The 23118-nt window shown below is 71.2% G+C and carries 17 protein-coding genes and 1 pseudogene; 17 read left to right on the plus strand and 1 reads right to left on the minus strand.

The window, feature by feature from the left end:
• Nucleotides 1–131 precede the first annotated feature (131 nt).
• The 17 genes and pseudogenes from B5557_RS30800 (at nt 132) to B5557_RS30880 (ending at nt 20438) form a co-directional block, all read left to right on the plus strand.
• A pseudogene (locus B5557_RS30800) lies at nt 132–778 on the plus strand (ABC transporter ATP-binding protein).
• 77 nt (nt 779–855) lie between these two features.
• Complete coding sequence (locus B5557_RS30805) at nt 856–1539, plus strand: TetR/AcrR family transcriptional regulator (protein WP_231976088.1); 684 nt, start codon at nt 856–858, stop codon at nt 1537–1539.
• A 268-nt stretch (nt 1540–1807) separates the two neighbouring features.
• Complete coding sequence (locus B5557_RS30810) at nt 1808–3388, plus strand: ABC transporter substrate-binding protein (RefSeq protein WP_079662509.1); 1581 nt, start codon at nt 1808–1810, stop codon at nt 3386–3388.
• A gap of 155 nt (nt 3389–3543) precedes the next feature.
• Nucleotides 3544–4974, plus strand: coding sequence for an amidase (locus B5557_RS30815; RefSeq protein WP_079662510.1), 1431 nt, complete (start codon nt 3544–3546; stop codon nt 4972–4974).
• Nucleotides 4971–6002, plus strand: coding sequence for an ABC transporter permease (locus B5557_RS30820; RefSeq protein ID WP_079662511.1), 1032 nt, complete (start codon nt 4971–4973; stop codon nt 6000–6002). The genes B5557_RS30815 and B5557_RS30820 overlap by 4 nt, the downstream gene beginning before the upstream one ends.
• Nucleotides 5992–7833 (plus strand): ATP-binding cassette domain-containing protein, encoded by a 1842-nt coding sequence (locus tag B5557_RS30825; RefSeq protein WP_079662512.1) that lies wholly within the window; start codon nt 5992–5994, stop codon nt 7831–7833. Before B5557_RS30820 ends, B5557_RS30825 begins: the two co-directional genes overlap by 11 nt.
• Entirely contained in the window at nt 7833–8657 is an 825-nt protein-coding gene (locus tag B5557_RS30830) for an ABC transporter ATP-binding protein (RefSeq protein WP_079662513.1), read from the plus strand. The genes B5557_RS30825 and B5557_RS30830 overlap by 1 nt, the downstream gene beginning before the upstream one ends.
• Nucleotides 8658–8839: 182 nt before the next feature.
• Nucleotides 8840–9544 carry an urease subunit gamma gene (gene ureA / locus B5557_RS30835; protein WP_079662514.1) on the plus strand — a complete coding sequence of 235 codons (705 nt, stop codon included), beginning with the start codon at nt 8840–8842 and terminating at the stop codon, nt 9542–9544.
• Nucleotides 9541–11250, plus strand: a complete 1710-nt coding sequence (locus tag B5557_RS30840) for an urease subunit alpha (RefSeq protein ID WP_079662515.1) — start codon at nt 9541–9543, stop codon at nt 11248–11250. The genes ureA and B5557_RS30840 overlap by 4 nt, the downstream gene beginning before the upstream one ends.
• A gap of 25 nt (nt 11251–11275) precedes the next feature.
• Entirely contained in the window at nt 11276–12325 is a 1050-nt protein-coding gene (locus B5557_RS30845; RefSeq protein WP_079662516.1) for an agmatine deiminase family protein, read from the plus strand.
• Between the two features lie 113 nt (nt 12326–12438).
• Entirely contained in the window at nt 12439–13050 is a 612-nt protein-coding gene (locus B5557_RS30850; protein ID WP_079662517.1) for a TetR/AcrR family transcriptional regulator, read from the plus strand.
• A 147-nt stretch (nt 13051–13197) separates the two neighbouring features.
• Nucleotides 13198–13638, plus strand: a complete 441-nt coding sequence (locus B5557_RS30855; RefSeq protein WP_079662518.1) for an Lrp/AsnC family transcriptional regulator — start codon at nt 13198–13200, stop codon at nt 13636–13638.
• Nucleotides 13639–13689: 51 nt separating this feature from the next.
• Nucleotides 13690–16659: an aminotransferase gene (locus tag B5557_RS30860; protein WP_079662519.1), complete on the plus strand. Its 2970-nt coding sequence runs from the start codon at nt 13690–13692 to the stop codon at nt 16657–16659.
• 301 nt (nt 16660–16960) lie between these two features.
• Nucleotides 16961–17542: a DJ-1/PfpI family protein gene (locus tag B5557_RS30865; RefSeq protein WP_079662520.1), complete on the plus strand. Its 582-nt coding sequence runs from the start codon at nt 16961–16963 to the stop codon at nt 17540–17542.
• Between the two features lie 48 nt (nt 17543–17590).
• Entirely contained in the window at nt 17591–18631 is a 1041-nt protein-coding gene (locus tag B5557_RS30870) for an ABC transporter substrate-binding protein (protein ID WP_079662521.1), read from the plus strand.
• Between the two features lie 56 nt (nt 18632–18687).
• Nucleotides 18688–19662 carry a FecCD family ABC transporter permease gene (locus B5557_RS30875; RefSeq protein ID WP_079662522.1) on the plus strand — a complete coding sequence of 325 codons (975 nt, stop codon included), beginning with the start codon at nt 18688–18690 and terminating at the stop codon, nt 19660–19662.
• Nucleotides 19659–20438 carry an ABC transporter ATP-binding protein gene (locus tag B5557_RS30880; RefSeq protein ID WP_079662523.1) on the plus strand — a complete coding sequence of 260 codons (780 nt, stop codon included), beginning with the start codon at nt 19659–19661 and terminating at the stop codon, nt 20436–20438. Before B5557_RS30875 ends, B5557_RS30880 begins: the two co-directional genes overlap by 4 nt.
• A 14-nt stretch (nt 20439–20452) precedes the next feature.
• Here B5557_RS30880 and B5557_RS30885 read toward each other — a convergent pair whose 3' ends face one another.
• Complete coding sequence (locus tag B5557_RS30885; RefSeq protein WP_079662524.1) at nt 20453–23020, minus strand: glycoside hydrolase family 32 protein; 2568 nt, start codon at nt 23018–23020, stop codon at nt 20453–20455.
• Between the last annotated feature and the right edge of the window lie 98 nt (nt 23021–23118).

The raw sequence follows: 23118 nt of genomic DNA on the forward strand, positions 1-23118 counted from the left end.
GGTGGAACCCGCGAGCTCCAGCGCGAGCCGGTTGTCCCGGCCGTAGCCGGGCCGGCAGCGGGGGGCTCGGATCAGGAGGCATGGCCCGAGCGTAGGCGCGCGGGGAGGGCGGGGCATCGGCCCTGCGGCGTATGCCTCCAGGCAGATGCGCCGGGTACCGCCCGCCCGTCACCTTGGGAGCCCCTTACGACTGGAGGAGCCCGGTGACCGACGATTCCCTCACAGCAGCAGCGTCCGCTGTCGGCCTCAGCAAGGTCTACGGCGAGCGTGGGACCCAGGTCACTGCCCTGGACAACCTCGGTGTCGAGTTCCTGCGGGGGCAGTTCACCGCCATCATGGGTCCGTCCGGCTCCGGCAAGTCCACACTGATGCACTGCATGGCCGGCCTGGAACCGGTCACCGCGGGCTCCGCCCGGATCGGCGACAGCGAACTGGCCGGCCTCGACGACAAGCGGCTCACCACGACGCGCCGGGACCGGATCGGTTTCGTCTTCCAGTCGTTCAACCTGCTGGCGACGCTCACCGTGCTGGCGAGCCGTCCGGCAACCTGGACTCGCGTTCCGGCGCGCAGATCCTCGCCTTCTTCCGCGACTGCGTGCGCGACCTCGGGCAGACCGTGGTGATGGTCACCCACGACCCGATCGCCGCCTCGTACGCGGACCGCGTGGTGTTCCTCGCGGACGGCCGCATCGTCGACGACCTGCCGGCCCCGACCGCGGACAGCGTCCTGGAGACGGCGACCGGGCCCAGGACGATCCGCTCAACACCGGTCGCTTAGGCTGGTTTCCTTGTGCCGGCGAGAAGGCGCAGGCCGCGGCGGCGTGAGCTCGCCGTCCGTCCGAGGGAGGCGTTCACGTGGCAGTTGCCGGAGGCCGGCCGACGAAGCGGCTCCAGCGGGGAACCCTTTCCCAGGGGCTCATCTTGGCGACCGCGCTGCGGATCCTCGACGAGGACGGGCCGGACGCGCTGACCTTCCAGCGCCTCGGCAAGGAGCTGTCCTCCTCCGCGACCGCGGTCTACCGGCACTTCGCGAGTCGCGACCACCTCATGGTCGCCGTCGCGGACGAGCTCGACAGGATCTCTCTCGAGGGGTACGAGCCGCACGAGTCGTGGACCGAGTCACTGCGGGACCTGGCGATCCGTGCCTGGAACACCGCGCTGGACCACCCTGCGGCCGCCGCGCTCTGCATGGGGAGAGTCACCCGGGGCGTGCACGAGTTGCGCGCCGTCGACGCCGTCCTGGAAGCGTTCCACCGCGGCGGCTGGCGCGACCGGGCGGCCGTCCTGCACTACCAGGCGTTCTCGAACTTCATCCTCGCCATGGCGAGCAACAACGCCTGGCGGCTCGTCAACCAGCGGTTCGGCGCCGAGGTGAACTGGGTGCAGGAATACCAGTCGGCGGATCCTGACGCGTACCCCTACGCCGAGGCGGCGAAGGAGCACCTGCGCAGCCTCGACATGACCGACGTCTTCCACCGGCAGATGGACATCCTCCTCGCGGCCCTCGAGGCGGAGGCGGCGACGCTTCCGCGCGACTGACACGCGTCAGTCCTCGCGGCCACCGTCCAGCGGCGTTCCAGCGGCCGAAAACCGGCGGCAGGGGTGGCACGCACAAAGATAGTTAACGCTATTGACTACGTCGTTCACTTGGCTGCATCCTCTCCACACCAAGTGCTCCACGGCTCGCTGCCTCAGCGGCGTCCACCGAGCGCCGCGCGCACCGCCTCCACCCCCGAACTGCTCGCGCTCGTCCCGCCCGATTCCTTGAGACCTGCGCAGAGCGCGACATCCCTCTCCAGGAGCACCCATGCGCCAGACCCGTACCCGCGCGGTCCCTGTGACCGCTGCCGTCGCCATGACGGCCGTACTCGCCGGCTGTACCACCACGGGATCGACGGCCGGAGACCCGAGCGGCGGTGATGCCGCCACGACGACGAAGATCCGCACGACGATCGACGTGCCGGCCGGCTTCGACCCGGCCAAGGCTCTGTCCCTGCCGGACTACCAGCTCGCCCGGGACAGTTACGACACCCTCGTGCGCAAGGACGACGGCGGGCTCGTCGGCGGGCTCGCCACCAAGTGGAAGAACACGCCGACCTCGGCCACGTTCACCCTGCGCACCGACGCGACCTGCGCCGACGGGACGCCGATCACGCCGACGGTCGTCAAGGGCTCCCTCGACCGCTACATCGACCCGAAGACGGCGGCGCCCGATCTCCCCACGATCTTCGGCCCCGGCAACACGGTGAAAGTGACCGCCGACGACGCGGCGCACACGGTGAAGATCACGCTCGCCAGACCGTGGGGCGACATGGTCACCGGCCTGTCGGTCGCGAGCACGGGCATCGTCTGCCCGGCGGGACTCAAGGACCTCAAGGCCCTTGCCGCCGGTAAGGCCAAGGGCTCCCAGTCCGGCCCGTACCTGCTGGAGAAGTCCCAGTCCGGGGTCTCGTACTCCTACACGCTTCGCCCGGAGTACAAGGCATGGCCCGCCTGGCGCACGAAGATCCCCGGCAAGGTCGCCACGACGCTGGAGTACCTGGTCTCGCCCGACCCGACGGCGACCGGCAACCTCGTGACCAGCGGTCAGCTCGACATCGGCAAGATCGACGCCTCCGGCATCCCGCGCTTCGACAATGTGGGCGGCCACAGCGTGAGCATCAGCCGGTTCTCCGACTTCTACCTGCTCTTCAACGAACGACCCGGCACGGTCTTCGCGGACGTCGCCACCCGCCGGGCCGTCGCCCAGGCCGTCGACCGCGCCGCCTTCACCAAGGTCGTCTCGAAGGACACGGGTGAGCCGTCGACGATGTTCGTGCAGAAGGGCGTCCCCTGCAACGACCCCAGCTCCTCCTTCCTCGTGCCGACGGACAAGGCCGCGGCGGCCGGCGTGCTCAAGGGCAAGAAGATCCGCCTCGTCGGGCCCCAGGTCGTCGGGCCCGCCGGCGCCGGAAACCAGTACATCCAGGAGGCGCTGCGGGCCGCGGGAGCGGACGTCACCCTCTCCAACGTCGACGTCGGGGCCTGGGTCGGGACCGTGTTCGGCAAGCCCGACGCCTGGGACCTCACGGTCTTCGCCGACCTCAACTTCCTCGGCAGCGTCGCCAACCCGCTCGGCCACTTCGTGGGTCCGACCGTCCCCGAAGGCGGCGGCAACCTCGGCGCGGTGAAGAACCCCGTCGTGAACAAGGCCTTCGCCCAGGGCGCCGAGGCGACGACCGACAAGGCCCGCTGCGCCGCCTACCAGACGGCCGCCAAGGCCCTGATCTCGCAGGTGGACGCGGTGCCGCTGGTCAATGACCCGTTCATCTACGCACTGCGCAAGGGATTCAGCGCGCAGATGCTCGGCGGCTCGCTCGACGACCCCATCCTGCGCATCACCGGTTGACGGACAGGCCCCCGCATGCCGCGGAGACGCACGCGGCGGAGACGCACGCGGCGCAGATCCACGTGGCCGTACCCGGCCGTCCGGCACGGAGAATCCCCGCCCTGTTCCGGCGCCGCGCCCCGAGACCCTTGCACCTTTCCGACAGGAGTCCCCTGGTGATCGACCCATTCAGCACCGCACAGCAGATCGCCGACCTCGTGCGCACGAAAGAGGTCAGCCCGGTGGAGGTGGCCGAGACCTACCTCGACCGCATCGAGCGGATCAACCCCGCCGTCAACGCCGTCGTCTGGCTCGACGCCGACGCCGTGCGCGCGGCGGCAGTCCGGGCCGAGCGGGCGGTGCTGCGCGGCGAGCCGCTCGGCCCGCTGCACGGCGTCCCCATCCCCATCAAGGACCTCAACTCCCTTGCGGGACAACCCAACACGATGTCCTCACTGGCCATCCGGGACACCCCGCGGACGGTCACGGACCCCGACATCCAGCTCCTCCTCGACGCCGGCGCGATCCCCCTGGGCCGGACGAACTCACCGGAGTTCGGCGCTCTGACCGTCTCCGAGAACGCCCGCCACGGCAAGACGCGCAACCCGTGGAACCCGGAGCACACCTCCGGCGGGTCGAGCGGCGGCGCGTCGGCGGCCGTCGCGGCCGGCCTCGCCCCGGTGGCGCACGCCTCCGACGGCGGCGGATCGATCCGGGTCCCGGCGTCCGTCACCGGCCTCGTCGGCCTCAAACCGAGCCGGGGACGCGTGCCCGCGCTCGTCCGGGGATGGGAACACTCGACGACCGAAGGCGCGATCACCCGCACCGTGCGCGACGCGGCCCTCATGCTCGACGTCATGGGCCGTGCCGACCGGCTCGCCTGGTACAGCGCGCCCGAACCGGGTCGCCCGTACATCGAGGAGGCCGGTGCCGATCCCGGGCGGCTGCGGATCGGCCTGCTCCTCGACGCGCCCACCGGGCTGCCGGTCGACGAGGACTGCCGCACGGCGGCGCTGACGGCCGCGCAGGCACTGCGCGACCTGGGACACGACGTCGTCGAGGCCCGCCCGAAGATGTTCTCCTACGAGGCGATCATGGGCTTCACCTGGACGATCATCAGTGCCTCCACCTACGCCATCGAGGTCGACGATCCCGACGCCGTGGACCCCTACATCCGGCGCCGCCGGGAGACCGCCCTGGAGGTCACCGCGGGCGACTACGCCCGGACGGCGGCCCGCCTGCAGGCCGAGTCACGCGAGGTGGTCGCCCAGTGGGGCAGGGACTTCGACGTGCTCCTCACCCCGACCACGGCGGTCGTGGCGCCCCCGGTCGGCCCCGTGTACGACGAGGCGAACTCCGACCCGGACGGCCCGCGGGCCACCGAGACCCGGATGGTGTCGTTCACCGCGTTCGTCAACATCGCCGGGCTGCCCGCCATCTCGCTGCCCGTCCACACGACCGCCGACGGACTGCCGGTCGGCGCCCAACTCATCGGCGCACCCTACGACGAGGCGACGCTGCTCCGCCTGTCCGCCCAGCTCGAACCGCGGTTTCGCTGGTACGAGCGGCACCCGGACGACGCGGCGCTCGTGGCGGCGACGCTGTGAGCGCCGGGTCCGCCGTCCCGACCGGGCCGCTGCCCGCCGCGGCCGTCCGGCGCGTTCCCCGGCTGCGGCTGGGCGGTGGCTGGGCCGGGTTCGCCGTCCGCCGGGCGGGCGGCCTGCTGATGTCCATGCTGCTGCTCGTCCTCGTGACGTTCCTCATCGTGCCCCTGCTGCCCGGGGACCCGGCCCGCGCGATCGCCGGCACCAGTTCGTCCCCGGCCACGCTCGCGGCGATACGCGCACGACTGGGCCTCGACGAGCCGATGGCGACGCGGTTCGTCCACTACCTCGGCGACATCGCGTCCGGGCGGCTCGGCACCTCGTTCCGGTTCGACACCCCGGTCGCGGACATCGTCACGACCCGGTTGCCGTACACCGTCCAGCTCGTCATCCCGGCCGTCCTGCTCTCCCTGGTCATCGCCGTCCCGCTGGGCATGGCCGTCGGCGTCCTCACTCGTGACGGACGCCGCCGCCGGCTCGGCGTCGGCTTCGGCACGGTCGCCGGACTCCTCGCGTCGGCGCCGGTCTACGTCGTCGCGACCCTCCTCATCGTCCTGTTCTCGATCAGCCTCGGGCTGCTGCCGTCCGGCGGCGCCACGACACCGAGCGCGCTCGTCCTGCCGATCGCCGCGCTCTGCATCGGCCCGGCCTTCGCCATCGCCCGGGTGGTCCGGCAGGAGACGGCCTCCGTGCTCGCCCAGGACTACATGAGGACCGCCCGCGGCCACCGCCTCGGATCCGTGCGTCTCCACCTCCGCCACGCGCTGCCCAACCTCGTGACGAGTGTCCTCACCCTGAGCGGTCTCGTCCTCACATCCCTGCTCGGCGGGACGATCATCCTGGAGAACGTCTTCACCTACCCGGGGCTCGGCACCGAGGTCGTCCAGGCGATCATCTACAAGGACTATCCGGTGATCCAGGGCATCATTCTCGTCGTCGGCATGCTCGCCCTGCTCGTCAACCTCCTCGTCGACGTCGTCCTCGGGATCGTCGACCCCCGCACTCTCGAGGGAGGTCGTCGTGGCCACTGAAGCGACCGCGCGCCGCCGGCTCCGCAACCCGTCACTGCTGTCCGGCGCCGTGATCCTCGGACTGCTCCTCCTCGTGGCCCTCGTCGCCCCGCTGCTGCTGAGCGGTTCCGCCGAGACCCTCACCGACGACGCCCGGCTCGGGCCCGGCGCCGGGCATCTCCTCGGCACCGACGCCTTCGGCCGTGACGTCCTCGCCCGGGCGCTCGTCGCGACCCGGCTCACCCTGCTCATGGCCGCCGCCGCCACCGCCGCCTCGTTCGTCGTCGGCGTCGCGATCGGCGCGCTGGTCCACCTGGCCCCCGGGTGGCTGCGCGAGACCTGTCTGCGGCTCATCGACTCTGCGGTGGCCTTCCCCTCGCTCGTCCTCGCCCTCGTCATCGCGGCGGTGCTCGGACCGGGCACGGGGTCCGCGATCGTCGCGATCGCCGTCGCCGGCGTCCCCGGCTTCGCACGGCTGACGGCGAATCTCGCCGCGACCGTCGCGGACAAGGACTACGTGCTCACCGCGCGCCTGCTCGGCGTTCCCGGCCTGCGCATCCTCGGCCGGCACGTCCTGCCGAACATCAGCGGGCCGCTGCTGGTGCTCCTCAGTTCGAGCTTCACCCTGTCCCTGCTCGACATCAGCAGTCTGTCGTTCGTCGGCCTCGGTGTGCAGAACCCGCAGTACGACTGGGGCCGGCTGCTCAACGAGGCGCTGCCGTCGATCTTCGCCCAGCCGTCGGTCGTCCTCGCGCCGTCGATCATGCTCATCGTCACCGGTGTGGGCGCCGTGCTCCTCGGAGACGGCGTGGCCTCGCTCGTCGACCCGCGCACCCGCGGCACGGCGCCCGCATCGACCGGGACGGCGGACGCGGCGGGACCGGCCGACCCGGCACAGGCGCCCCGGGCGCTTCAGGCGTCGGGCGGGGCGGGGGCAGCGGCCGGCACGGAGCCGGACGGCCTGCTGGCCGTCGCCGGGCTCACCGTGCGGGCCGGCGATCGGACACTCGTCGACGACGTGTCGTTCACCATCGGCGCCGGCCAGATCGTCGGCCTGGTCGGGGAGTCGGGCTCGGGCAAGTCCACCATCGCCATGGCGGTCGCGGGACTGCTCCCCGAGGGCGTGCGGGCGAACGCTTCGCGCCTGGCCCTCGGCGACCTCGACCTGCTCGGAACACCGCCGCAGCGACGCCTCGCGACCGAGATCGGCATCGTCTACCAGGACCCGATCGGCACGTTCAACCCCGCGCTGCGGCTCGGCACCCAGCTCACCGAGGTGGCCAGGACGCATCTGCGGACGCCCCGGCGCCGGGCCGCCCGGGACATGGTCCGCGCGCTGGCCGACATCCACGTCACCGAGCCGGAGCGGCGGCTGCGCCAGCACCCGCACGAGCTGAGCGGCGGCATGCTCCAGCGTGCCTCGATCGCCTCCGCGATGACGACGAACCCGCGGCTGCTCATCGCCGACGAACCGACGACGGCCCTCGACGTCACCGTCCAGGCGGAGGTGCTGCGGCAGTTCAGGCGCATCAACCGCGAGCACGACACGGCGATGCTGTTCATCTCGCACGACATCGGAGTGGTCGGCGTGCTCTGTGACACCGTCCTGGTGCTCCACGGCGGCCGGGTCGTCGACCGGACGACGGGCGACGACCTGCGCCGGGGGACGGTCACTCACCCGTACACCCGCGCGTTGCTCGCGGCGACGCCCGCCGCGGTCGAGGCCGGGGGAACCCTCAGCGCGGTCCGGTGGACGGCCGACGCGCACGCGGCGCAGCCGAGCGGGGCGCCGTCGGACGACCTTTCCGACAAGGCCGCGGACCTCCCCCAGGCCGCGGAAGGGAGCCGCTGATGTATGCCACCGCCACCGCATCGGACCCGCAGGCGGCCGCCCCGCTGCTGCGCGTCGAGGACCTCACTGTCGAACTCGGCCACGGCGTCGCGGCCCGCAGGGTGCTCAAGGGAATCTCGTTCGACATCCCCCGCGGCAGCACCCTCGCACTCGTCGGGGAGTCAGGGTCGGGCAAGACGACGCTCGCGCGGACACTCGTCGGCGTCCACAGGCCGTCCGGCGGCCGGGTCCTCGTGGACGGCGCCCCGCTGCGCACCTCGCGCGGACGGGCGGGAGCCGCGACGGTCCAGATGATTCCGCAGGACCCGTACTCCTCGTTCGACCCGCGGCGCACCGTCGCGCAGTCGCTCGCCGAAGCACTCGATCCGGTCCGGGCCAGGGTCAAACCGGCCCGGGCGCGGATCGCCGAACTGCTCAGCCAGGTGAGCCTCGACCCGGACACCATGGACCGCTACCCGCACGAGTTCTCCGGCGGCCAACGGCAGCGGCTGGCGATCGCACGGGCCCTCGCACCGCGTCCCCGGTTCGTCATCGCCGACGAGATCACCTCGGCCCTCGACCTGACGACCCAGGCCGAGATCCTCAACCTGCTCGCCGATCTGCGCCGCCGGCTCTCGCTGACGATGCTGTTCATCTCGCACGACCTGGCCGTCGTCCGGCACGTCAGCGACACGGTCGCGGTCCTGCTGCACGGGGACCTCGTCGAACTCGGCCCGACCGGAGCCACCTTCGCCGAGCCGAACCACCCGTACACCGCTCGACTCCTCGCGTCCGTCCCGGGCGACCCGAGGTTCCGCCTCGACGACGAGCCTGCCACGACGTGAACCGACCGGAGGTGCGTTCCCCGGCGGGCAGGTCTCCCCTGATCGGCCGTCCGAGGCGTCCGCGACGATTAGAGCGGCGTGCGATGTGATGGAGTGATGTGACTGAGACAACCCTTCTAACACAGGCATTCCATGCTTAGAGTGATGCTCTAATGTGAGCGAACTGAGGAGGTGTCCGCGGCATGAGACTGACTCCCACGGAGCGGGACCGGCTGCTGCTCTTCGGAGCAGCCGAGCTGGCTCGCGCCCGCCGCGCCCGCGGTCTGCGGCTCAACGTGCCGGAGGCGACCGCGCTGATCGCGGACACCGTCTGCGAGGCCGCCCGCGACGGTGCCCGGCTCACGGAGGCCATCGGGCGCGCCAGATCCGTGCTCGGCCCGGACGACGTGCTGCCGGGGGTCGCGGACGTCGTCACCGAGGTGCATGTCGAGGCGGTCTTCGACGACGGTTCACGGCTCGCGGTCGTCAGCGACCCGATCGGCGGGCGTCTCGGTGAGCGGGCCCCGGGCGCGCTGCTGCCGGGTCCCGAGCACGCCGAGCCCGAGGCGGCCGTCCGGCTGAGGGTCACCAACACCGCCACCGTGCCGGTCTCCGTCACCTCCCACTTCCACTTCTTCGAGGCCAACCCGCGGCTCGACTTCGCCCGGGAGACTTCCTACGGGATGCGGCTCGCCGTACCCGCCGGGTCGTCCGTGCGGTTCGGGCCGGGGGAGAGCCTGGAGGTCGGGCTGGTGCCCATCGGCGGCGACCGGATCGCCATCGGGTTCGCCGGTCTGGTCGACGGGGCACTGGACGCGCCCGGCGCCCGCGAGGAGGCACTGCGCCGCGCCGCCGCCTGCGGCTACCTCGGCGTACCGGAAACACCTGATCTGGAGGTCCAGCGGTGAGCCGCCCAGGCGGTCACCCCGCAGCGGCCCGCCGTCTCAGCCCGTACGAGTACGCCGCCACCCACGGCCCGCGCGCGGGCGACCGGATCCGGTTGGGCGACTCCGGCCTGACGATCCGCGTGGAGTCCGACTCCCAGCGCTACGGCGACGAGTTCCTCGCCGGGTTCGGCAAGACCGCCCGGGACGGGCTGCACCTCAAGGCGGCCGCCGTCCGGGAGACCTGTGACGTGGTCGTCAGCAACGTCGTCGTGATCGACGCGGTGCTGGGGATCCGCAAGGTCTCCATCGGCATCAGGGAAGGCCGGATCTGCTCGGTCGGGCGGGCCGGAAACCCCGACACCCTCGACGGGGTCGACGTCGTCGTGGGCACCGGGACCTCGATCGTGTCCGGCGAGGGGCTCATCGCGACCGCCGGAGCCGTCGACCCCCACGTCCACCTGCTGTCGCCGCGGATCATGGAAGCCTCGCTCGCCTCCGGCGTCACCACGATCATCGGGCAGGAGTTCGGGCCCGTGTGGGGCGTCGGGGTCAACTCGCCCTGGGCACTGCGGCACGCGTTCAACGCCTTCGACGCCTGGCCGGTCAACATCGGCTTCCTCGGGCGCGGTTCGTCGTCCTCCTCGGCACCTCTGGTGGAGGCCCTCGCCGAGGGCGGCGCGTGCGGCTTCAAGGTGCACGAGGACATGGGCGCCCACACGCGCGCCCTGGACACCGCCTTGCGTGTCGCCGACGAACACGACGTCCAAGTGGCCCTGCACAGCGACGGGTTGAACGAATGTCTGTCCGTCGAGGACACCCTGCGCGTGCTGGAGGGGCGGACCATCCACGCCTTCCACATCGAGGGCTGCGGCGGCGGACACGTCCCGAACGTGCTGAAGATGGCCGGCGTCCCGAACGTCATCGGCTCCTCCACCAACCCCACCCTCCCCTTCGGCCGGGACGCCGTCGCCGAGCACTACGACATGATCGTCTCCGTCCACGGCCTCAAGACCGACCTGCCCGGCGACGCCGCCATGGCCCGCGACCGCATCCGCGCCGGGACCATGGGCGCCGAGGACGTGCTGCACGACCTGGGCGCGATCGGCATCACGTCGTCGGACGCGCAGGGAATGGGGCGGGCCGGCGAGACCGTCCGCCGTACGTTCGCGATGGCCGGGAAGATGAAGGCCCAGTTCGGCGCGCCCGACGACCACGACAACGAGCGCGTCCTGCGCTACCTGGCCAAGCTGACGATCAACCCGGCCATCGCGCACGGCCTCGCCCACGAGGTGGGGTCGATCGAGGCCGGCAAGCTCGCCGACATCGTGCTGTGGCGGCCCGAGTACTTCGGCGCCAAGCCGCAGCTGGTGCTCAAGGCCGGCTTCCCCGCGTACGGCGTGGTCGGCGACCCGGGCGCCGCCACCGACACCTGCGAACCCCTCGTCCTCGGCCCGCAGTTCGGGGCCCACGGCACCACGCCCGCCGACATCTCGGTCGCCTTCGTCGCCCAGGCGGCCCTCGACCAGGCCAACGACTCGATGCCGACCCGGCGCCGCAGGGTCGCCGTACGGGGCACGCGCGGCATGGGGCCGGCCGACCTGCGCCTCAACTCCCGTACCGGAGCGGTCGATGTGGACCAGCGCACGGGGCTGGTCACGCTCGACGGAGAGCCGCTGCGCTCGGAACCTGCCGAGTCCGTCTCCCTCAACCGCCTGTATTTCCTTTGAATGTCACAGCCTGTGAGGATCACTCATGTCTGCTGCCGCCGACGGCTTCCGCATGCCCGCCGAGTGGACCCCGCACGAGCGCACCTGGATGGCGTGGCCGGGCCCGAACCCGACCTTCGACGACCCCGAGGACCTTGCCGCCGCGCGCGTCGCCTGGGCCTCGGTCGCCCGCGCGGTGCGCCGCTTCGAGCCGGTGACCGTGGTGTGCGGCCCCGGACAGTCGGCCGAGGCGCGCGCTCTGCTCGGGCACGGCGTCGACACGGTCGAGCGGGACCTCGACGACGCCTGGATGCGCGACATCGGGCCCACGTTCCTCACCAACGACGTCGGCGAACTCGCCGCCGTGGACTGGACGTTCAACGGCTGGGGTGCCCAGCACTGGGCGCGCTGGGAGCACGACGCGAAGATCGCCGCGTACGTGGGCGGCCTCGCGGGCTCGGCGAAGACGTACACCTCGGACCTCGTCAACGAAGGCGGCGCCATCCACGTCGACGGCGAGGGCACGGTCCTGCTGACGGAGACGGTCCAGCTCGGGCCGGAACGCAACCCGCACTGGACCCGCGAGCAGGTGGAGGCCGAGATCCACGCCCACCTCGGCACCCGCAAGGCGATCTGGCTGCCGCGCGGCCTCACCGGTGACTACCCTCCGTACGGCTTCGGCACCCTCGGCCATGTGGACATCGTCGCCGCGTTCGCCCGTCCCGGTGTGGTCGTGGCCCATGTGCAGCCGGACCCGGCCCACCCCGACCACGAGGTGACACAGGAAGTCGTCGGTCTGCTGAAGGCGCAGACCGACGCGTGCGGCCGCCGCCTGGAGGTCGTGGAGGTGCCCGCCCCGACCGTCCTGGAGGCCGACGGCCACTGGGCCGACTACTCCTACATCAACCACTATCTCTGCAACGGCGGCGTCGTCCTGTGCGGCTTCGACGATCCCCGGGACGAGCTCGCGGCCGGCATCTTCCGCCGGCTGTTCCCGCGGCGCACGGTGACACTGGTGGACGCGCGGGCGATCTTCGCGGGCGGCGGCGGCATCCACTGCGTCACGCAGCAGCAGCCCAGGGCCGTGGTCAGGTAGAACTTACGGGTGAATGTGCTGACCCGCGTCACCCGCGGAACACGGCTGATCCGGCCGCTGCGGCCGAAGCTCCTGTCCGAGACCGGCGGCTGCGGGGCGCCGGGGCGTGCGGCATGACCGCCCCGGGAGCCCGCCGCCGCACCCCTGCTCCGCCCCGCGAGGACGTGCTCGCCGCCGCCATGGCCATGATCGCCGAGCGCGGTCTGGAGAAGCTCACCATGGCGGCGCTCGGCCGTGAGGTCGGGATGAGCAGCGGCCATCTCCTCTACTACTTCCGCTCCAAGGACGAACTACTGCTTCAGGCCCTGGAGTGGAGCGAGGGCCGGCTCGGCGCCGAGCGCGGCCGGCTGCTGACCCGCACCACGTCCGCCCGTGAGCGGCTTGACGCGTATGTCGACCTGTACGTGCCCGACGGCCACCGGGACCCGCACTGGACGCTGTGGCTGGAGGTCTGGAACCGCTCGCAGAACGCCGACGACGCGGCCCGCGACCGCCAGGCCGCGATCGAGGGCGCCTGGCACCGCGACCTGGTGGCACTGCTGGCGGAGGGGGTGTCGAGGGGCGAGTTCCGGCCGGTCGACCCGGACCGTTTCGCCGCCCGGCTGCGGGCGCTGCTCGACGGGTTCTCCATCCATGTGGCGATCGGACTGCGGGGCACGGACCGGGCGCAAGTCCGGCGCCATGTAGGGGAGTTCCTGGACGACAGCCTCCTCGCGGCCTCCTGAGTCCTGCAGCGCGTCGTGCGTCTGCCTCGTAGGAGCCGACGATTCGCTCGATTCCATCGTCATTACACTTGAATCAAGCGTGTGGATCCGGCATTGTGCTCGAACAAGCGCAATGCCTGCCGTTTACGCAGGAGAGAGAGGTGTCGGATGGACGACATCGACCGGGCCATCCTGCGGGAGCTGCAGGTCGACGGCCGGATCCCTTACGCCGATCTGGGTCCGAAGGTGGGGCTGTCACCCTCGGCCGCGAGGCTCCGGCTGCAGCGGCTGATCGACACCAAGGCGGTCCAGGTCGTCGGAGTGACCGACCCGATGACCCTGGGCCAGCAGGCGATGGCCCTCCTGGCCCTGCGCATCGACGGCGATCCCCGGGCGGTCGCCGATGAACTGTCCCGGCACGACGAAGTCGTGTACACGGTCCTGACGGCCGGCGGCTTCGACCTGTTCGCCGAGGTGGTGTGCGCTCAGCCCCGGGATCTTCTGGACTTCATCAACGACGTCGTGCGGCCCGTCGACGGTGTCACGTCCGTGGAGAGCTTCCCCTACTTCGCGATTCACACCCACCGCTTCCTGTGGCACGTCGACTGAGGCATCCGAGCGTCCGAGCCCTGTTCGCCCGCACCAGCCGAGGGAACCCGCATGCTGCCCGACGAGTACCGCACGATCGACTTCTTCACCGAGGACGCCCTTCCCGTGCCCCGCATGGCGCCGGAAGAGGCTGAGCTCATCGCCGCCGAACACCTCGGCATCACCGCTCGCGCGCAGGCGCTGGGCAGCCAGCAGGACGCCAACTTCCTGCTGCGCGCCGACGACGGGACGCCCACGGCGATTCTGAAGATCGCCAACCCCGCCTTCGGTACGGTGGAGATCGAAGCCCAGGACGCGGCGGCCGACCTGATCGCCTCGGCCCGCCCGGAACTGCGCATCGCCACGGTCCTGCGCCGCCCCGACGGCTCCGCGTGGCGCACGACGGTGGACACCGGGACCGGTCCGGCCGTCGCCCGCCTGCTGCGCCACCTGCCGGGCGGCACGCTCTCGGGATCACGGCACCTGTCGCCCGGCACCGTGGCGGGCATGGGCACGCTCGTCGGCAATGTCAGCACCGCCCTGCGCGACTTCCGGCACCCGGGCCTCGACCGCGTGCTCCAGTGGGACCCGCGGTACGCCGATCGCGTCGTCGCCAAGCTCGCCGGGCACATCGGCGAACCCGACCGGCGCACCGCCGTCCGGACCGCGACGGCCGAGGCGTGGGCGCATGTCCACCAGCTCGCCGCCAGTCTGCCGGTGCAGGCCGTGCACCTGGACCTCACCGACGACAACCTGGTCCGCCGCCCCGACAGTCGTCCGCCGATGCCGGACGGGGTCATCGACTTCGGTGACGTGACCAGCAGTTGGGCGGTCGGCGAACTCGCCGTGTCGTTGTCCTCGATGCTCCATCACGACGGTGTCGAGCCCCACCACGTGCTGCCGGCCGTCCGCGCCTTCCACGCCGTTCGGCCGCTCTCCCCCGAGGAGGCTGACGCGGTGTGGCCGATCGTGGTCCTGCGCGCCGCCGTCCTGGTGGCCAGCGGGCGGCACCAGGTCGCCATCGACGAGGACAACGGCTACGCCACGGCCAACCTCGACCACGAATGGCGCATATTCGAACAGGCCACCTGCCTGCCCCTGACGGTGATGACCCGCCTCATCAGGGAGGCGACCGGCATGGCCGACGTGCCTGCTCGGACGGCGCGGGCCGATGCCCCGGTACGTCCGCTCCTGCGGGACCTCGTCGCCGACGACATCACCCTCCTCGACCTGTCCACCGAAGCGGATTCCATGGACCAGGGAGCCTGGATGGACGCCGGCACGGAGGCCCGGCTCGTGACCTCCGCGCTCGCGGACGGAGCGCCCGCCGTCGCCACCCGCTACGCCCGGGCGCGACTCGCCGGGACACCGGCGCTGTCGGCGGTGTCCGCCGCCACGGTGCCCACCGGAATCGACCTCTGGCTCGGCCGGGATGCCGTGCTCCAGGTTCCCGCCGCGGGGAAGGTCCTCGCCGCGGCGCCTGGCCACGTGGAACTCACGTACGGCACGCAGACGCTGTCGCTGTCCTTCCCCCGCGCGGTTGAGCCCCTGGTCACCACCGGTGCGACGGTGCGGGCGGGCGAGGACATCACCCACCTCGGCCCCGGCGCCTCGGTCCACGTCGCGCTGCGCGAGGCCGACGGCCCCGCCGCCCCGCACCTGGTCCGTCCCGAGTATGCCGCCGGCTGGCTCGCGCTCACCGCCGACCCCGCCCCGCTCCTCGGCCTCCCGGCCGACTCCGACCGCACCCGCGAGCGGGACCTCCTCGACCGGCGTGACGCCGTGTTCGCCCCCGTGCAGGAGCACTACTACGCCAACCCACCCCGTATCGAACGTGGTTGGCGCCACCATCTGCTGTCCACCGACGCCCGGTCGTACCTCGACATCGTCAACAACGTCACCCCACTGGGCCACGCCCACCCCCGCGTCGAGCGGGCGGTCTCCCGGCAGTTGCGGCGCCTCAACACCAACTCGCGCTTCCACTACGCCTCCGTGGTGGAGTTCACGGAGCGCCTCGCCGCCCTCCTCCCCGACCCGCTGGACACGGTGTTCCTCGTCAACTCCGGTTCGGAAGCGGTCGATCTGGGTCTTCGCCTGGCCATCGGGGCCTCAGGCCGGCCCGACGTCGTCGCGCTGCGCGAGGCGTACCACGGCTGGACGTACGCCTCCGACGCGGTCTCCACCTCGCTCCAGGACAACCCGAACGCCCTGGCCACCCGCCCGAGCTGGGTGCACACCGTGGACTCGCCCAACTCCTACCGCGGCCGCCACCGCGGACCGGACGCCGTGCGCTACGCACCCGAGGCCGTCGCGGTGATCGACGAACTGGCCGCTGCCGGCCGCCCGGCGGGAGCGTTCATCGGCGAGACCTTCTACGGCAACGCCGGAGGAGTCGCCCTTCCCGACGGCTATCTCGCCCAGGTGTACACGGCGGTACGACGTCACGGCGGCCTGGCCGTCGCCGACGAGGTCCAGGTCGGATACGGCCGCCTGGGGCACTGGTTCTGGGGCTTCGAGCAGCAGCAGGTCGTCCCCGACATCGTCTGTGTCGCCAAGGCCATGGGCAACGGACACCCCCTCGGCGCCGTCATCACGTCCAGGGCGGTCGCGGACCGGTACCGCGACCAGGGCTACTTCTTCTCCTCCACCGGCGGCAGCCCCGTCTCCAGCATCGTGGGCCTCACCGTCCTGGACACCCTGCGCGACGAGGACCTCCAGGGCAACGCGGCGCGCGTCGGCGGCCATCTGAAAAGCCGGCTCGAGGCACTGGCCGACCGCTACGGCATCATCGGCGCCGTCCACGGCTCGGGCCTCTACCTCGGCCTCGAACTCGTCCGGGACCGCGCCGGCCTGGAACCCGCCACAGAGGAGACCGCCGAACTCTGCGACCGCATGCTCGACCTCGGAGTGATCGTCCAGCCCACCGGGGACCACCTCAACATCCTCAAGATCAAACCACCGCTGTGCATCGACACCACCGCGGCCGACTTCTTCACCGACATGCTCGACCTGGCCCTCACCCAACTCGGCCACTCCCGCTGACGCCGCACATCCGCAGAGTTCGCCGCCCCCCAATCACGTCCAGCAGGGTGCGGGCGATCGGTCCGCGCAGCGTCAGCTCGTAACGGTTGCGGGTTCGCGTTCGTAGCGGGGGACCAGTCCGGGCCGGACGGGAACTCCGCGAGTGGTGCGACCGACTCCTAGGGCAAGTCAGTGCTGCTCGCGAGGGTCTGCGGTCGGCGCCGGCTTGACAGGAGACCGCGAGCAGGAGACGGGCCGTTGGGGCGCAGAACCTGCTCAGAGCGTGTCCGCGGACGCTTCACCAGCCAAGGAGACAAAGCCGATGCCGCTACGGGTGCAGATCCTCATGTTCGACGGGGTGGAGGAGCAGGACGCCATCGGGCCGCGTGACGTGTTCGGGCACGCCGTGCACGCGGGCGGCGAGGTGGAGACGACGCTGGTGCGGCCGTCGGCTCCTGGTGAGGTGACGTGCTTCTTCGGCACCAGGGTCACGGTGCCGGCCGCGTGGGAGCCCACCGACACCGATCTTCTGATCGTGCCGGGCGGCGGCGACCAGCTGATCCACGATCAGGACGTCCTACGCGACCTGGTACGGGCGCAGGAGGCGGGAGTCGTCGTCGCCGGTGTCTGCACGGGAGTCATGGTGCTGTCCGCCGCAGGCTTGACCAAAGGCCGTCCGTGCACGACGCACCACCTGGCCAAGGCCGATCTGGCCGCCCAGGGCGGCAAGGTGATCGACGCCCGAGTCGTCGACGACGGGAATCTGGTGACCGCGGGCGGTGTCACCAGCGGAATCGATCTGGCGCTCTGGATGATCACCCGCGAGTGCGGAGCATCCGTCGCCCTCGGCGTCGAATCCATCATGGAGTACGAGCAGCGCGGCGCCGTCTGGCGCAGCTCCTGACCGCAGACGTTCAGCCCGGTGAACATCTTTCGCACGCAGGGAGCCCTGATGCCGATGAACCGTCCGGTCACCACTGCCCTGGCCGCCGCCGCGGCCCTCTGTCTGCTCACAGCGGCATGCGGCGGTTCCTCCGACGACGACACGACGAGCACGGAGACGACCGCAGCCTCGAAGACCGGCTACCCGGTGACCCTGGACAACTGCGGCCGGAGCGAGACCTTCGAGAAGGAGCCCAGCCGGGTCGTCGTCATGAACGGCGCCTCGGTCGCCGAGGTCTCCACGCTCCTCGCCCTCGGCCTCCAGGACAGGATCGTCGCCAACCAGCAGAGCTACGGCATGTCCGAGGTCCCCGGCCGGGCTGCCGCCGTCAAGGCCCTGCCCACCGGCGACATCAAGCTCAACGAGGCCTACGACATCCCCCGCGAGGCCATGCTCGGCCTGCGCCCCGACCTCGTCCTGTCCGTCACCACGTACGGCTTCGACGAGAAGAACGGCTTCGCCACCCGCGACCAGCTGAAGCAGGTGGGAGCAGGCAGCTACGTCTCCCCGCAGGGCTGCGGCGACGACCCCTCCAGGATGACCGTCGCCGACAGCTACCAGCTGCTGCGCGACATGGGAAGGATCTTCAACGTCGGTGACCGGGCCGAGAAGCTGATCGCCGCCGCCGAGAAGAACATCGCGGCGGTCTCCGCGAAGGTCCGGGGGAAGAAGAAGCCGAACGTCATGGTGCTCTTCTCCAACATGACCATGGGCGGCAACGACTTCAGCGCGGTCTTCGCCCAGGGCATCGTCAACGACATCCTCACCAAGGCCGGCGGCGCCAACGCCTTCGAGGACACCGCCAGGACCACCTTCGCCGACCTGAGCAAGGAGAAGGTGGCCGCCACCGACGTCGACGCCCTCGTCGTCATCGGCTACCACGACCCCGACCCGGCGGCATACGCCAAGAAACTGCTCAAGGAGTTCCCCCAGTGGCCGGCCGCCAAGAACAACACGTACGTGACGCTGTCGGACTCGATGTACCTCGGCCCGAGCAACGACCTGGCCGTGGCGAGGATCGCGAAGATGCTGCACCCCGACGCGTTCTGAGCGCCCTGCGACTCCCGCTGTCCGTCGCCGCCCTGACGGCCCTGCTCGTCGCGGTCATGGTGGTGGCGGTGAGCATCGGCGCGGTCAACATCCCGGTCGGCGACGTGTGGGGGATCCTCCTGCACCATGTCACTGGCCGGGGTGGCACCGGCGATCCGGCGCTGGACCAGATCGTATGGACGTTCCGGGCCCCCCGCGTCGTCCTCGCCGCCCTGGTCGGCGCAGGCCTGGCGGTGGCCGGGGCGGTCCTGCAGACCCTCGTCTCCAACCCACTCGCCGACCCGATCGTCCTCGGCTTCTCCTACGGCGCCTCGCTCGGCGCCGTCCTGGTCATCACCCTCGGCGGCGTCACCCTCGGCGGGCTGGGCGGACTCGGCGTCTCGGGCGCCGCGTTCGTCGGCGCACTGGCAGCCGGGGCGCTGGTCTTCGCCCTGGGACTACGACAGGGCCGACTCGCCCCCACCCGGCTCGTGCTGGCCGGGGTGGCGGTCGGCTATGTCCTGCTGTCGATGACCAACTTCGTCCAGCTGATGGCCACCCCCACCGAACTGCGGACCGTCATGTTCTGGATGCTCGGCAGCGTCGCGGGCGCCCAGTGGAGCCAACTGCCCAGCGTCACGGTCGTGGTCCTCACGAGCACGGTCCTGCTGACCCTGTTCGGACGGCGCCTCAACGCCCTGCTGGCCGGCGACGAGTCTGCCACCGCCCTCGGCGTCGACGTCAACCGCCTCCGGGCGGTCCTGCTGGTCATCAGCGCGCTCCTCACCGGGACGGTCATCGCGGTCGCGGGCGGAGTGGGCTTCGTCGGCCTGATGATCCCCCACCTGGTCCGTCTCACCGTCGGCGCCGACCACCGACGCCTGCTGCCCCTGACCGCGCTCCTCGGCGCCGTCTACCTGGTCCTCGTCGACCTGCTCTCCCGCACCCTGACCCGTCCGAACGAACTGCCGCTGGGCATCCTCACCGGCCTGCTCGGCGCCCCCTTCTTCCTGTGGCTGCTGCGCCGCGACAAGGGCCTGGACACCGTATGAAACTGACCGTGGAGCAGCTCCACATCGCCCTGGATCGCGAACCGATCCTCCGCCAGGTGAACCTGGAGGCCGCCGAGGGAGACATCGTCGGACTCGTGGGCCCCAACGGCAGCGGGAAGTCCACCCTCCTGCGCACGGTCTACCGCTCGCTGCGGCCGGCCGCAGGGGCGGTGCGGGTGGGCGGCGACGACGTGTGGGAGCTGTCCGCGCGCACCGCCGCCCGCCGCACGGCGGCCGTCCTCCAGGACGTCGCCGCCACCACCGGCCTCACGGTCACCGAGATCGTCGCCCTCGGCCGCACACCCCACCACGGCCTGACGGGCCGCGACGGCGCCGAGGACCGCGAGGCCGTGGCCGAGGCGGTCGCCCGCTGCGGAGTGGGTCCCTTCGCAGACCGGGATTACGCCACCCTGTCCGGCGGCGAACGCCAGCGCGTGCTCCTCGCCCGCGCCCTCGCCCAGCGCCCCCGACTCCTCGTCCTGGACGAACTCACCAACCACCTCGACATCCGCGCCCGCTTCGAGCTCCTTGACCTCATCCGCAGCACCGGCATCACCACCCTGGCCGTCCTGCACGACCTCGACCTCGCCGCCCGCCTCTGCGACCGCCTCGTGGTGCTGCACCAGGGCGCCGTGGTGGCGGCGGGCCCCGTCCTGGAGGTCCTCACGCCCGACATCCTCCGAGACGTCTTCGGCGTACGCGGCGACACGGAACGGCATGCCGACGGCGTCGTCCGCATCACCTACGCGGCCCAGCCCCTCGCCGACGTGCGGTAACGCGTTCAGGTAGGTCAGTCGTGGGAGGAGTCGAGGTGCCAGACGCGAGCCTGGTCCAGCTTCACCGAGCCGTTCTCGGCGAAGACCTGTACTCCCTGGCTGGCGGGGTCGGGGAAGATCTGGTCGGTGATCACGGCCTCGCCGCTGCCGCCGAAGACCTCGACCGATGACCAGTCGACGAGGATCCGCAGCTTGACCTTGCCGTTGCGGGCCTTCAGCGGTGCGGTCTGGACGCCGGGGAAGGTGCTGTTGAAGTCCACGGCGCCGGAGTGGGTGCGGTCGACGTACAGCTCCTGCGTCGTGGTGTCGTAGCCGATGACGGTCTCTTCGCCGTCGGCACCGGTACGCACCTTCAGGCCGAACCGTTCGGCGTCCTTGAGGGAGAAGGTCGCCTCGATGTCGAGCGCCTTGCCTTTGGCCGCGGGGCCGATCAGTGGCTGGGAGGTGTTCTTGACGGTGACCCCGGTCGCGGACGCGGGGTGGTCCTGCCGCAGGGACGTCAGGCTGTCCACCGGCTTGCCGGTCAGGCGGATCCGGCCGTCGACGGTGCGCAGGGCCATCTCCCGGGGGATGCTTTGTGCGCCGCGCCACGGGAAGGTGGGGACGGCGCCGGCGTAGTCCCAGTTGTTCATCCAGCCGATCATGTACCGCTTGCCGCCCGGGGCGTTCTCCCAGGACACCGCCGCGTAGTAGTCCTTGCCGTAGTCGGCCCAGTCGGCCCGCTGCACGACGGACTTCGCGGGGGCGTCGGCCGCGGTGAACCGGTCGGCGAGGATGTGGCCCCAGCCGGCGGTGTTCATGTCGACGATCTGGACCTGCGCCTTCTTGCCGAGGTAGGGGCGCATGTCGAAGGAAGACCAGTCCAGGGTCTCGCTGTTGGAGCCGGTGGCGCTGCGGACGACCTGGCCGTCCACGATCAGGTTGACGGACGTCTCCTGGGAGACGGGCCGGGCCTGGGTGTCGGAGAGCATGATGTGGTCGACGTTGAGGTGGCCCCAGCCGCCGGTGTTGTCGTCGACGATCCTGACCCGCGCCTTCTTGCCGGCGAGGTCGCTCACGTCCCAGGAGGCCCAGTTGAGTGCCTCGGCGTCCTGCCCGGTGGTGCTGCGGACCACGTTGCCGTCGACGAGGAGTTCGACGGCGGTCGGGTTGGCGGAGCCGGCGGGGTGGTTGCCGCCGCCGATGAGGAAGTTGATGTGCTTCTTGTCGACGGTGAACTCGGGCGAGGTGAGGGTGCCGGTGGTGGAGTCGCCGTTCAGGTAGGTGTCGACCAGGCCCTGGCCCAGGAATCCGGAGACCTCCTGCTGGTTCGGCAGGGTGCCGGCGGCCGGTGCGGTGCCGAAGGCGTCCCCGGTCTTCGCCCAGTCGCCGTAGGTGCCCCCTTCGAAGTCGGCGAGGACCGTGCCCGCCGGCGGGGGTCCCTGCTCCGTGACGGTTCCGGGCAGGTGCGGGTGCCGACCGCCGCCGACCTTGAAGTTCAGGTACGGGCTGTCGACGGTGAACTCGGGCGAGGTCAGGGTGCCGGTGGCGCCGTCGCCCGCGTGGAAGCTGTTGGCGAGGCCCTTGCCGTCGAAGCCGTCCACGGTTCCCTGACCGTCCAGCGCCCCGGCCGCCGGCGCCTGGCCGAACGCGGTGCCCGTGGTCGTCCACGTACCGAAGTCGCCGCTCTCGAAGTCCTGCACGACCTGGCCGGCGGGCGGTGTGTAGGCGCCCTTGTCGTCCGCGGTGAACGTCTTTCCGTCGAAGTCGCCGACGAAGTACTGGGCCGCCGAACCACCCGCGATGCCACCGGGGTTGATGTTGACGACCAGGACCCACTTGATGTGGTTCGGGTCCCCGTCGACGGCGAGCGGGAACAGGTCGGGGCACTCCCACACGCCGCCCGTCGCGCCGGCCGGCCCGAACTCGCTGAGCAGGCTCCAGTCCTTGAGGTTCTTGGAGGAGTAGAACCGCACCTTGTGCTCGACGGACAGCGACACCGTCATCAGCCAGCTCTTCGTCGGCGCGTACCACTGGACCTTGGGATCCCGGAAGTCCCTGGAGCCGATGTCGATGACCGGATTGCCCTGGTACTTGGTCCAGGTGCGGCCGCGGTCGGTGCTGTAGGCGAGTGACTGGGCCTGGGTGCCGGTGGACTTGGAGTTGCTGGTGTAGATCGCCACCATGGGCGGGTTCTTCGTGGTGCCGAAGCCCGTGGTGTTGTTCCGGTCGACGACCGCGCTGCCCGAGAAGACCATCTCCTCGTCGTCGTGCGACAGGGCGAGCGGCAGCTGCTTCCAGTGCACGAGGTCCGTGCTCACCGCGTGCCCCCAGGACATGTCGCCCCAGGAGTCGCCGTTGGGGTTGTACTGGTAGAAGAGGTGATATTCGCCCTTGTAGTACACGAGGCCGTTGGGGTCGTTCATCCAGTTCTTCTCGGGCGTGAAATGGAACTGGGGCCTGTACGTCTCGGCGTACGGCGGGGCGACGGCGGCGACGGCGACGGCCTGAGGGGCGAGCGGGGTCGCGGACAGGGCGCAGACGGTCGCCACCGCGGCGATCATCCGGGTGCGGGCATGCCGGGATGCGCGTACAGAGCTCATGAGGCCTCCTGTGCTGCGGCCTTCCACGCGGTGGAGCCTGCGGCCCTGCGCGGACGGACCGAAAAGTGACGTACTGGTCGGTGTCGTCGTCCACGCCA

It is taken from the genome of Streptomyces sp. 3214.6, from assembly GCF_900129855.1.
GTDB classification, from domain to species: Bacteria; Actinomycetota; Actinomycetes; order Streptomycetales; family Streptomycetaceae; genus Streptomyces; species Streptomyces soliscabiei.